Source organism: Allorhodopirellula solitaria (genome assembly GCF_007859855.1).
Taxonomy (GTDB): Bacteria; Planctomycetota; Planctomycetia; order Pirellulales; family Pirellulaceae; genus Rhodopirellula; species Rhodopirellula solitaria.
Window position 1 is genome coordinate 240736 of sequence record NZ_SJPK01000007.1, and the last position, 12808, is coordinate 253543.

The following is a 12808-nucleotide window of genomic DNA, read 5'->3' on the forward strand; positions in this document are numbered from 1 at the left end:
AGATGTGGATACTTCCATTTTCTTATTGCGACTGCCTACCGTCAGCGTGCTCGATCTCGTTGGCAAAGATGCTGCTGCCATTTTGCACAATTTGACAACCAACGAGGTCAAATCGTTGTCTGTCGATGGGCCGGGCGTGGAATCGTTCATCACCAATGTCAAAGGCAAGTGCATCGGGCATGGGATGATCTTCCGCACCGACCGCGGGTACCGTCTGATCGGAGCGGCCGGGCAATCCGATGCCATCGCCACTCAGATGGACCGGTACACCATTCGCGAAGACGCCGAGCCCGATGTGATCGACGATCAGGTGCATCCCTACCTGCTCGTCGGGCCGCTGCCCGATGAGCCACGAACGTTCCGGGAACTCAGTGACGGAGGTGATGCGTGCGTGCCGAGCTATGGCGTGCCCTGGATCGACACGCCCCAAGGCAGGCGCGGTCGGTTGATCCTAGCGGACCCGACGTCGCAGTGGTCCCCAGACCAGATCGCTCTCGCCGCGCTGGCCGGCCACGACGTCGCCGCCGCCGATTCGCTGCAGTGCCTCGAGGGTGATCACGCTCGAGATGCATTTCATGCCCTCCGCGTCACGGCGGGCTATCCGTGGTATGGAACGGATTTCAACGACTCGCATCTGCCCCAAGAAGTCAACCGCGAACCCGAAACCATTTCCTTCACCAAGGGTTGTTACCTTGGGCAAGAAACCATCGCGCGATTGGACGCCCTCGGCCAGGTCCAGAAAAAGCTGGTGCTGTGGTCGATTGCGGATTTCACCGGTGGACCACTCCCAGCGGTGGACACCAAGCTTTTCGCCGGTGGTGAGAAACCCGTGGGTCGATTGACCAGCATCGCTCGCGAAGTTTCCGCGGATGGCCTAAGTAGGGACGGCCTGAAAGCGGACGGCTCGAGTACGGATAGCGCCGAGCAACGCGTCGCTGCCATTGGGTTTGCCCGACGCAGCCATTTTGAGGTGGGCGGCGAAGCGACCGGCACCCTCGATAACAAGTCATTCCTTGCCAAAGTCGAGCGCGCCTGATGTCAACGGATCTTTCTCTGGAACAGCTCGCCGAGTTACTCGATGAAGTTCGCGACGGGGACGAACAAGCGACCACGCTGTTGTGGGAACGCTATTTTCAGCCATTGGTGCGGTTAGCGGGCACGCGGCTACCTCGAAATCTGCGCCGCACGAGCGATGAGGAAGACATTGCCCTGTCGGCGTTCCACAGTTTTATCGCTGGCGTGCGCCGCGACCAATTCCCCGATCTGGCGGGACCGGACAATCTTTGGGGATTGTTGATCACCCTGACCAGCCGCAAGGTGCACGCGCACCTGCGCCGGCAAACACGGCAGAAACGCGGCGGCGGCAATGTCAGAGGCGAGTCTATTTTTCTGGATTCGACGGGAGAAATTGCCGCCGGGGGACTGGAGCAACTGGGGCGCGGCGGTGGTGGAGAAGATGCCCTGCGACCCGACGTGCGGGCCGAACTGGCCGAAGCCTGCGAGAAACTTCTCGATGACCTCCCCGACAGCCAACTCCGAGAAATTGCGGTGATGCGAATGGACGGGTATCTCGTCGATGAAATCGCCGAACGCTTGGAACTCAGCAAACGAGCCGTGGAACGGCGACTGCAGCTGATTCGCAAGACTTGGTCCGAACAACGTGAAGCGGGAGAGGACGGCGATGGAACTCAGTGATCTGCCGGCACGCGAACTGGCGAGAATCGACGCGATCTGCTTAGAGTTTGAATCGCGATTGCGGGAATCACTCCACGAGGGTGCCGATGCGCTGCAGGTGAGCGATCGTGTCGATGCACTCGTTGAGAACTACGGCGGTGAGCATGGGGCGATTTTACGCCGCGAACTCGAAGCGATCTCCCACGAGCTGCAACGCCAACACGACACCCATTTGACAACACCGAGTCCTAACAAGAGCACTGTCCCGCTCGACGAAGGCGATATCGCGACGCATGCTGCGCCCACTCCGCCGCTCGACCCGGGCTCCTCATCGGAAACCACTGCTGTCAAATTACCGACACTCGCTGATCGAATTGGTCCCTACTCCATCATCAGCGTGCTCGGCCGGGGCGGCATGGGCATCGTCTACCGCGCTACCGACACTCGCTTGGACCGCAGTGTCGCAATCAAAATGCTGTCACTGCACGGCCGGCAATCGCAATCTCTCATCGAACGTTTTCAGCGGGAAGCCAAAGCGGTCGCCGGATTGACCCACCCCCATATCGTCGAGCTGTTCGATGTGGGCATCTACGACGGCATGCCCTACGTCGTGATGGAACATCTGCGTGGTGAGACCCTGCTCGAGAGAATGCGACCGGCGCGGATCTCGAAAGATCCCATCTCCATCGCTCAGGTTCGCAATTGGGGGATTCAACTCTCCGATGCACTCGCAACGGCACACTCTCAGGGCGTCATCCACCGTGACATCAAACCCGAAAATGTGATGGTGATGGATCGTCCCGGGCCGCCCGGGAACGATGCAGGTAATCCATCGGCCTCTCCACGAAGCGCGACCGAACATGGAGCCAGCCTCAAACTGTTTGATTTCGGACTCTCACGCGTCGGTTCAAGCCGCTTTGAAAGTGAAACGGAACAATCCGATGTTGATATCGCCGAACTTCTAGCCGATGGAGACACATCGACTCGCATTGGCATGATTCTGGGCACGCCGGGATACATGGCCCCCGAACAGGCCCAAGGAGGCGTGATCACTCCAGCGGCAGACATCTTCGCGCTCGGCTGCGTGCTGTTCGAAGCCTTGTTCGGACGGCCCGCATTCTCCGGTGAGACGGCAACCAAACGGTTCGCGGCGGTATTGGAAAAAGAACCGCATGCCGAACCGCTGCGCAGTCGTGAAGAGACCGAACTGGCGGATCTCATTCTCGCCATGCTGCAGAAAGACCCAGCCGATCGGCCAACCGCTGACGAAGTGCTTGCACGACTACAGGACAAACCGGCCCGCGACGGCGTCTCTAGCCCCGACAAACGTGACACCCTTGTCATCAGCCGCCGGCGTCTGATCGAGGCGGTGGGCGGAGCCATCGCCGGGGGTGCAATCGGTGCCACTCTCCTAGCACCCGAACCGGTCAGCGAGCTGCAAGCGATTGAGTCGATCGGTGTGCTGCGTTTTCAAACAATCGGATCGCTCACTGACTCATCGGAAGATCTGCCGATAGGCGACCCCGTCATCGACCGAGCCGATTTACTCGCCGGATTGCTCGCCAATGAACTGGCCCGACTCAACGGCATCACCGTACCCAAGTACGAATCACTATCGGCTACCGAACCGCAGGATTTTCGCGAGGTGGCCAAACGCCTCGAGGTGGACGCATTGATTACAGGCGTGTTCACGCTAGAGAACGGGCCGGAAGTCCTCTCCCTGAGCGAGAAACCACCGCAACCCAAACTGCTCGTCAATATTGATATCGTTTCAGGAAAGACGGGCAAACTCATCGAGGGAACCTTGATCTCGATAGCTCCGGGCAAAAATTTGATCGAGCAAACCGGCGTTGCTAGAAAAATCGCCGCTCGCATCGGACACGAACTGGCCCAGGGTTCCGAACATGAAAATCTAAAGGATCCAGAGGCGTTCAACTGCCTCATCAAAGGACGCACCGTTTCAAGCCCCGATACCACCCATGCGATGGAAAGAGCGCTGCGTTGCTTCCAGCACGCCGCCTCGATCGACGATACCTACCCCGATGCCCAGGCGGGCATCGCTTTGACAGCGATTAGTTTGGCCTCGCGAGTCGACGAACCGAGAGCGATCGAACTGATCGATCTCAGCCAGAACGCGACAGACTTGGCGCTCTCTCTGGACCCCGAGAACAGCGTCGCATTATTAGCCCGAGCGATGCTCGATTACCAAGTCCTCGCCGACTTCCATAGTGCTGCGAGAATTCTCCGCACGCTCAAGCTCCCGACGCCCAACCAATGGCAAGTGTACCAGCAATCGGCATGGCTGAATTTCATCCTCGGCAACGAAGAACTCTCGCTCAATGACATGCTTCGCGCCGTGAAGCTGCACGGGACCTCGTGGTTTTTAAGGACCGAACATGCCCGGGCGGAGTGGTTCCGGGGCAACACCGATCGCGCGATCGACGCGTCCAAGGCACTGCTCGAGAGCGATCATAAAACCAGCGAAGATGAGCTGTCTCCTCGCGGATTGCTGATCGATATTTATGAACATACAGGTCGCTTCGCCCAAGCCGCCCAAGCGGATCCGAATCTGTCCTGGGAACCCAATCAGGGAGTGGCCGCTTACTATGCTGCCCGCGAGCAGCGGATTGAGGCTCTGCCGTATGGCCCGTTTGGTCCCACCATCAATGCGGCGATCCTACAACTTCGCCGCGCCGAGGCGGTTGCCCAAGCCGCTAACGAGAAACCTGCTAGGGATTCGAATGGCGGGTCCGCCGGAGAACCGGGCAACGAATCAGACGCAGAAACGTCGGAACAGTTGCTCGCTCGATTGATCACGACCCAGTTGCCGATGCTGCCACTTGTCCTCTGCAAACACCCGGCAATGAATTCGCTCTCGCAGCTCGAACAAGCCCGGGAGACGTATCGGGTATTGCGATATCAGTGAGCCGCTAAAACGTCTCAGGATAAATGACCAGCTCGATCCGCCGATTGGCTGCCCGCCCCGCCGGTGTGGCATTGTCACCGCGTGGGTTGTTAGCGCCTTGAGACACGATGAATAGCTGAGCGGTTGGCATGCCGGCCCGCCGCGTCAGGAGATCGAGCACGGCGGAGGTTTGGGCCGAGGTGAGCTGGTGCGGGCTACCGACAGCACCACCATACATCGGTGAATTGTCGGTATAGCCCTCGATCGCAATCCGCTGCCGTGGGAACGTCGATCGCAGCTGGGCAGCCACCGGATCGAGCACCGCGGTGGATTGAGGCTGCAACTGAGCCGTCCCCGGTGCGAACAATTGGTCCGATGGCACGATGACGCGGATGACTTCACCATCCTGCTGGACCTGCAGATTGCCGAGCTGCAGACGACCGGCGAGCTGGGTCAGATTCGTATTGGCTCGAATGGTCGCACCACCTCGGAGCTGGGCCGAGGCTTGAAAGGACTTCGCTGAGCTCTGCGCATTGCTCGCTGCGATTCGTGCGGCTTCATATTGTTGTGCGGTGTCGGCGAGCTGACTGCGAACGAGATTCAGCTCGTCACGGTAGACCTGAGCCTGCTGTTCACTTTGAGCCAACTGAGTCGTCAATTGCCGATTGTTATCGTCGAGCAACTGCACGCGCCGGTTCAGTTCCGCGACTTGTGTCTGCACCGCTGTCAATTGGTTGCCCGTCGGTGGGGGCTGCCACACCGATCCACTACCATTGGCCAAATAGGGATTTTGGCTGCAGCCGGTGAGCATAGACGCCACGACCATCGAGACGCCCATCACGACACCAACCATCGTCCAACGGCGCACGCATTGCGACCGATCGATCGAGGGAGAATTCGTGGTGCACGGACGATTCAAACGCATGACTGCGAGCCGGCGGGAGGGGAAAAATTCGAACACGATCGAACTTTAGACATAATTTGGATTTCGTCACAATAGCGATATGGGGCACCCGCTCGTGTCTTTAAGCGGCTTTTTCTTCTGCCCGGTCTGTTCCGCCCACACGTGGGAACTCGATCGTCTCCGCGACCTCGCCGCCATGGGTCTGTTCCCAGATTCGCTCGCGACGGCATGTGGCGAGCCAACTCACCGACCATCCGGCAGCCACCCCCAATGTTGTCACGACTGCAACTTTGAAGAGCGGTGAGGCACCCGGCATCGCATACTTGGCGGCAGTACTCGCTAAGCCGACGATGGGGTGATGCAGCAAATAGATGAGAAAGGAGGCGGCCGCCAAAGATGCGAGACCCCGGCCCAGAGGCCGCTGGCGAGTTGCCGCGATACCGAGCAAACCAAACGTCAGCAACGATGCCGCACCCACGCTGAGCGTTGCCAGCCCGCCGCGCATCCACACACTACCAATCGGAAATCCACCTGCCTGAGCAAGGGATCCATTCATCGCCGGAGCATTGGCCCAGCCGCCGCTTAACCAGGTCGCAGGATCACCTGCAGCATTCAGCCACCAGATCCCCATGCTCACCGCAGCGGCGCTCAACAGCACCCCCGGGCCGAGCAATCGCTGCCCGCGTTTGCCTAATTCGGAAAGCTGCGGGTCCAGCGAATACCAAAACACGCCCGCCGTGAAAAAGGCTCCGCTATAAACCCATTTCGACAGCACCGGCAGGAACGAATGCTGGAACCCCCAGACCACCTCAGGACGCATCGTCAAGGAAATAACCGCTGCTGCAAAAGTGCACGGCAGTCCAAATCGAACGAGCGTCGTCGTCGAACAGCGACTCAGACGCGGCCAAACCGAAGCCAAAATGACGGTGTAAATCATCAGGTACTGCAGAAACCATAGATGACTCAGCCCCCACAAATTGCGATCGATGCCTTCGGCAAATTTAATTCGGCGAACCTCCCGGATGCTGACAGATCCATCAGCCACCCAGCCCAACATCCAAATGTAGAACTCCAGCGGCAGCATCAAGACCAACGCCCAGGCCAGTGGTTTGCCCAGACGCTGTAGCCGCTGCATCGTCACCGACCAACCGCCACGTGACGACACGCTGCGAGCGGCGAAGAATCCCGCGATCACCAAAAAAATCGGCATGATCACCAGTTCGATCGCCCAGAACAGCGCAGTCACGATATCGCTCGGAGTATCGTGGACACTCCAGCTCAATCCAGCCATCGATGGACGCGCGTAGGGGACGCAAGCATGCAGAAGCACCACGGCGACCGCCGCATAACCGCGCAGCGCATCAATCCCAGCAAAATGCTGGCCCGCCACCATAGTCGCCCGACGGCTCCGCCCGTCGGAAGGATCGATTGTCGACCGACGGCTCCGCCCGTCGGAAACTTCAACAGCCGACCGACGGCTCCGCCCGTCGGGAACCTCCACCCCAGCCATCTCTGCATGGGACGAAGACGCGGCAACCTGAATCGAAACAGTAGAAGGCATATCCGTTGCCAAACTGAGGTGAGTAGCCGAGTCTCTCCGAGCCCGGGAATAAGCGCCTATCTAGAAAAAGGTCTGCTCCTCTCTGGCAAAGCCGTTGACAACCATGCCAAATGATTCGCTTCGAAAGTGTCAGACACCGTTTCAGATAGGCTCAAAGCTGGCCTGCAGTTCTACCGAATGCAGGTCGGCGACTACCAGAGAGAAACGACGATGCTCACCAGTCACCGAGGCCCTATGCCCGATGCAGCCCCTGCATCTGCTGCCGAAAATCGTATTGCAAATCGGGGTGCACCTTCTCCAAAGCCTTCTCGATCTTTTTCCGCTGGGCGAGATACATGTTCTCGCTCACTCGGCACCGTCCCCACTGCAGACCACGTTCGCTGATTTGACAGCAAAAGTGAATACGGATCTGCAACTCCGTTTCCTTGTCTCCTGAGAAACGGATGCACTTCTCCATCATGCGAATGATTCGGCGCAGGGTCTTCTTGTGAATCATTCCGCGGGCAGGAAGTTCCTCGTCGATGTCGGCGCAGACCTCATCGACATAGCCCGCTTCATCGCCTGATTTCAGCGTCAGGTAGGTCAACAACAACTTGTTGTCGACCTTGAACTTGGCCAAACGCACACAAGCATCTAGTAATTCATCATGAGACAACGGTGCCAGCGCACGTTTGAGCTCGCTGATCGTTGCTGGTTTCATGCTGAACCTATTTGGACCCGTCCGCTTTGATTTCACCCGCTTCGGTGATCTTGATCAGACTCCGAGTGCGTCCGCTGCCGGATCCTTGAGCCTCGACCTTTTTGACAACATCCATGCCCTCGAGCACACGACCGAAAACGACGTGGTGACCGTCGAGGTGAGGCGTCGGTACGGTGGTGATGAAGAACTGCGACCCGTTTGTGTTCTTGCCCGCGTTAGCCATGCTCAGCAAACCGGGAACGGAATGCTTCAACTGGAAGTTCTCGTCGGGAAAAGTACGGCCATAGATACTCTCACCACCGGAACCGTTACCGGCGGTGAAGTCACCTCCCTGCAACATGAACCCAGGGATCACACGGTGAAAGGCGCTGCCTTCATAGTCCAGCGGCACACCCGACTGTCCAGTTCCCTTCTCGCCCGTGGACAACGCGCGAAAGTTCTCGGCGGTCTTGGGCACGTTCTTGCCAAAGAGCCCGATCACGACCCGGCCGGCTGGCTTGCCACCGATCGAGATATCAAAATAGACCTTGCTGGTCACTTCCGCCTTGGTGGCATCGGAAGCTGCAGAGGTAGCCCCCGGCTGGGCGACGGGCACCTGAGCCGAGCTAATCGACGATACGGATGCCAACAACGCGACCAACATGAGCGTGAAATTACGGTAAACCATCTTGGATTCTGTCTCCGGAGGGGTGAAATCAGCGGCCCCCAAAAATCGGAACCGCTCAGTGCTATCACGCCCTATTTACCAGATCGTCCGCATCGCTTCCAACCCAACTGGTGACTTGGCCGGAGCTCCGAAAATTCACCGTACACCTTGTCCTGCGTGAGGCCAACGAGTCCACTCAAAGAAAAAGTACGCTTCCGTCGGATGAGCCCAAAATGGCTCGTTTCGATGACTGAGCGACCAGCGAAGTCTCACATACTCACCATCTAGCCCAAACGGGCTGATTGTCAGGGCTGGAAAGTGTCGCGTCCCCAGGGTTGTGATAATACTGCTCGAGGCTGGACTTGATCGCCCCAATCGGGTACTACGCCTGCAGCTTGACACCTCTCCGAGGAGGTGGTAGCGTCATTTCCATGCGTAGCCGAAAGCATGGGATAAGCCCCATTTTCGCAAAAACCACCCTGCAGGCAAAAACCACCCTGCAGGCAAAAACCACCCTGCAGGCAAAAACCACCCTGCAGGGAGAAAGCTCGATGCATCTTCAAGAGAAGACATTCAGCAAACGGAAGAACATACTGGCATGGCTCCGTAATTTCATGCCAGTCGTAAGCGGCGTCCGGAAAGCAGAGCAAAGTTTTAGAAGTAGTCGCACAGTAATTCGCCACTGCAGCGGTGAATCACTGAACCCTCGGATGCTCATGGCAGCTGATGTTCCCGAGGTTGTGCCAGCCATTGTGGCGACTCAACTGCCGTGGTCGGCGTATGAAATGCCGAAGTCGGGTCAGGCCCATTTCGTCGAAGGCGCCGCTGACCCCGCCGCCTTGGGCGACCCAACTGATTATTGCCCCAGCCCCCGTTCACTCGGCGAGTACTCGATACAGGAGCCCGAGACCAACCGCATTCTCGATCCGCAGTCAGCTCGACTCGGCCCTGCTGGTCCCGACGATTTATTCGTGGGTCCGATAGCGATGTCGGGACCGTCCGGAGGAAGTGGCACAACAGGTGGCAGTGGTTCCACTGGTGGTTCGGGACCAACCAATTCGGCTCCCTCTGCTTCGGGAACATTCTATTCAAGCGCGCATCGAAATAGTTCGCGGTATTATCCCATCAGCGGAACGCTTTGGGGTTACGACCCCGACAATGATCCGCTGACACTCGCATCGCTCACTGATGTCGCAAACGGAACATTGACCGTCAACGCCGATCGAACGTTCACCTATGAGCCGGACGTTGGATTCGTGGGCTCTGACTCATTTACGTTTGAGCTAAGCGACGGCTCCCTAACGAGCAATGAAGCTGAAGTCACGATCGAGATATTCAACGCAACTCCCACGGCGTCTGGCACCAACTACAGCGTTCAGCATCGGGATGATCCAGAGTATTCAGCACTCGAGCATACCCTATACTCCAACGATGTTGACGGCGACGACTTAATCTATTCGCTCGTGACGGACGTCGGCGATGGCGACCTGACCATCAATCCTGATGGCAGTTTTTTTTATGAACCCGACGTAGGATTTGTCGGAACCGACTCATTCGAGTTCGAGGTGTCGGACGGGTTCGACACCAGCGAAGTTGCAACGATCACGATTGACGTGAAGAAAACGCAACTGACTTATCAGGTTTATCGGGTTCAAGACGGCTCAGAGGAAGGCACTCAATCGGTCAAATACGTCGTCAGCTTGGACAAAACCGTTGGCGATGAAGTCACATTCACTTGGGATGTTGTATCGCCTGGGATCTTGGAGCACGAAGCGACGGCGGCTGACGTGGAGCAGTCCAGCGGCAGCGTCACGATTGACGCCGGATTCCCGGACGAATTCATTGAGATCGATGTGACGGATGATACTGAGACCGAGCTCAATGAGATGCTGTATATCACGGTCGAAGCAGATGCTCCTGATACCTATCAGATCGATCCTGCACTGGTGCATTCAACAGGCAGCCCGTGGGAATACCCAAGCGGCATCACCGATAATGAATGGCGTTGGGAAAAACTGGGGAACGAAACCACTACGTTGGTCGACGAGTCCGATTCCATCTTTGGACCCAGCATGGGCGCGTTGCACGAAATTTCGGCTAACTTTCTGGTCAGGGCAACGGGGAACGAAGAGGACCCTGTTCAAGGCCCCAACACGATCCTCTCAGGTGTTACGGGTACTTTCGACGGCTTACAAGCAACCGTGTATCGGGAAAGAAGCTTCAACGTCGACTCGCAGACTGGCAACATTACTCAGATTACTGGAGAAGTAGGGGTTGACAGTGATGATGATGACGGTATCTGGCATAGGCTTACTGTTGCAAGCAATGATGGAAATATGCAGGTACTGCCGGTAAACTCAACACGAAACGTAGTTCAGTTGGAGGTCGCCGCCGCGGTCGCGTTGGATGGAGGGATTCCGGTGTCAGTAGGTGCTGGCCCGATTTCGGTGTCATTCCCAGACCCCTCATTTGAAATTCAGTTCAGCACATTTGTTGTTGAATTGGCGACAGTTAGAGGTGCGTCTAACTCGTTTGGATATGAATGATTAACGTCATGCGATCCCGGAAACGGTTTTCTGCAAAAAAATATGATTTGGATGACGTTTCGAGAACTCGAGATCCTCCGATTGCGCGAACACTGCAGGCAGAATAGGATCCTCTAGAGCCTGTACGATCGAAAATTTCGATTTGCCGCAAGCTGCCTGAAAATTCTCACCTCGTAAACACGATCGTTCTATTCTTAATGCAAGTTCCCCAATTTTCATTGCGCGCCTTGCTCTGCGTCGTCCTTGTGTCGGCTACCTTGCCTTGGTTCGTCAAGAGGCTCAAGAGGCCTCTGCTGTCTGGTTGGGGTAGCAGTGGTATCTTGACTTCACCCCGCGAGCTTCCCAATGGAATCATCCGTTGGGAACCGAGTGTACCGTCAATTGGGCTATACAGCCGCGGATTTGAATCGGATGAGCCGAGGGCTGCAATTGGTTTCATTCGGATCCAGTCGAACCCGGCGATTGTACCTGAACCGGGAGTCGAAGCCGTCGATCGAAACACCTTTCGATTTGGAGGCAAATCCTGGGTTTCCACCGATGGTCAGTTTAAACTCGTGGTGATAATCGATGATGTGATCGAATTTGTCGGACCTGTCGATGCACCTTGGGTAGAGAGAAAGTTTCGCTTGCATGCTAAGGTCACGCACGATGACGTGTGGAAGATTGTCGATTTTGTTGGCGCGCGATGAGATCAGACGGAATTCGGAGACGGCCTGTGAAAATTGTTGCCACCATACTCAGCGGGAATTCGCAGTCACTGGTCTCCGATGCGATCGTATCGGTTCGCGACTATATGGATCAGTTGCTGTTGATCGATACGGGGATCACTGACGAAACGGTCGCACGCGCCGAAGCGGCGGCAGGTGAGAAACTCAAGGTGCTCACTTTTCCCTGGTGCGATGATTTTGCGGCAGCTCGCAATTTTGCATTGAACGCTGCGTCAGAGTTCAACGCAAATTGGGCGCTCACAATCGATACGGACGAACGAGTGAATTTCTCTTCATTGCGTACCCGGGACGCATTGATTGCGAGGTTGAACCAACGTGACGACACGATGGCATGGATGGTCGCTGCCGCTGACCACAGCTACGCGAAGGAGCGATTCATTCGTGTCCCAACGTCCCTGACATGGGTGGGCCGAACACACGAGGCTCTCATCGGAGCAAGCGACCAGGCACGCGAGCTGCTCGATGACGTTCATTTCTGGGAAACGCCCAAATCGGCTGAGCAGTATCGCCACAAACTCGAACGAGACCTAAGGATTTTGGAGACCGAAACGGCGAAAGATCCCGGCGATGCTCGTTGGTGGTACTATCTTGGCCAAACGCTTGATGGAATGGGAGAGACTGAACGGGCTCTCGAGGCGTACCAGAGTTGCGCAAGGAACGAGGGCTGGAATGAGCAGTTGGCATGGTCCAGTTATTGTGCCGCGAAATGCTTGACTCGAATGCACCGTTTTCGCGACGCTGAGGAAGCAGCGGCATATGGCTTGACAATCGATGCAGGATTTGCGGAACTTCCTTGGATTGCTGGCTGGGCATGCTATCAACGTGATGCACTGGAGCAAGCAGTTGCTTGGTCCAATATGGCCGCGAACATGGGAGAATTCGCGGCACGTTCACTACGGCGTCCCAGAGTCGGATTTCGATTTTTGCCTGCCTGGTACGAGGCTCCTTACGACACGCTCCGTCATGCTTTGCGTAAGCTAGGTGAATTTCAAGCCGCAGACCGAGCCGAGAAGTGTTTTCGACGGGCCAAGCAATTGCGTCTCGGCGGGAATATAACCGTTTGAGTTCTATCGAAAATCAGAGGGACATGGGAGTGCCCGGATAAACCCGGTTTTGGAAAGCGTGGACCTAATCAACAATCCGA

At 56.8% G+C, this 12808-nt stretch carries 9 protein-coding genes; 5 read left to right on the forward strand and 4 right to left on the reverse strand.

Annotation, left to right across the window (positions count from 1 at the left end):
• Positions 1 to 4 precede the first annotated feature (4 nt).
• From ygfZ to CA85_RS15245, 3 genes are read left to right on the forward strand one after another with little or no spacing between them, the layout of a single operon-like run.
• Positions 5 to 1036: a CAF17-like 4Fe-4S cluster assembly/insertion protein YgfZ gene (gene ygfZ / locus CA85_RS15235; RefSeq protein WP_246112836.1), complete on the forward strand. Its 1032-nt coding sequence runs from the start codon at positions 5 to 7 to the stop codon at positions 1034 to 1036.
• Complete coding sequence (locus CA85_RS15240; protein ID WP_146392180.1) at positions 1036 to 1695, forward strand: ECF-type sigma factor; 660 nt, start codon at positions 1036 to 1038, stop codon at positions 1693 to 1695. Before ygfZ ends, CA85_RS15240 begins: the two co-directional genes overlap by 1 nt.
• A complete protein-coding gene (locus tag CA85_RS15245) occupies positions 1682 to 4600 on the forward strand; it encodes a protein kinase domain-containing protein (RefSeq protein WP_146392181.1) in 2919 nt (972 codons plus the stop codon). The genes CA85_RS15240 and CA85_RS15245 overlap by 14 nt, the downstream gene beginning before the upstream one ends.
• Positions 4601 to 4604: 4 nt before the next feature.
• Here the strand turns inward: CA85_RS15245 and CA85_RS15250 are convergent, their stop codons facing one another.
• The 4 genes from CA85_RS15250 to CA85_RS15265 all read right to left on the reverse strand — a co-directional run bounded on the left by CA85_RS15250 (position 4605) and on the right by CA85_RS15265 (position 8411).
• Positions 4605 to 5405, reverse strand: coding sequence for an OmpA/MotB family protein (locus CA85_RS15250; protein WP_391564877.1), 801 nt, complete (start codon positions 5403 to 5405; stop codon positions 4605 to 4607).
• Between the two features lie 199 nt (positions 5406 to 5604).
• The gene (locus CA85_RS15255; protein WP_246112837.1) at positions 5605 to 7044 is read right to left on the reverse strand and encodes an acyltransferase family protein; all 1440 of its coding nucleotides are present in this window, start codon (positions 7042 to 7044) and stop codon (positions 5605 to 5607) included.
• 232 nt (positions 7045 to 7276) lie between these two features.
• Entirely contained in the window at positions 7277 to 7744 is a 468-nt protein-coding gene (locus CA85_RS15260) for a hypothetical protein (RefSeq protein ID WP_146392182.1), read from the reverse strand.
• 7 nt (positions 7745 to 7751) lie between these two features.
• Positions 7752 to 8411, reverse strand: coding sequence for a peptidylprolyl isomerase (locus CA85_RS15265; protein ID WP_222435454.1), 660 nt, complete (start codon positions 8409 to 8411; stop codon positions 7752 to 7754).
• A 410-nt stretch (positions 8412 to 8821) separates the two neighbouring features.
• Here CA85_RS15265 and CA85_RS15270 point away from each other — a divergent pair, with 410 nt between their 5' ends.
• On the forward strand, positions 8822 to 10936 hold the full coding sequence (locus CA85_RS15270; RefSeq protein ID WP_146392183.1) for an Ig-like domain-containing protein: 2115 nt from the start codon (positions 8822 to 8824) through the stop codon (positions 10934 to 10936).
• A 715-nt stretch (positions 10937 to 11651) separates the two neighbouring features.
• Positions 11652 to 12728 (forward strand): glycosyltransferase, encoded by a 1077-nt coding sequence (locus tag CA85_RS15275; RefSeq protein ID WP_186774967.1) that lies wholly within the window; start codon positions 11652 to 11654, stop codon positions 12726 to 12728.
• The last annotated feature ends 80 nt before the right edge of the window (positions 12729 to 12808 follow it).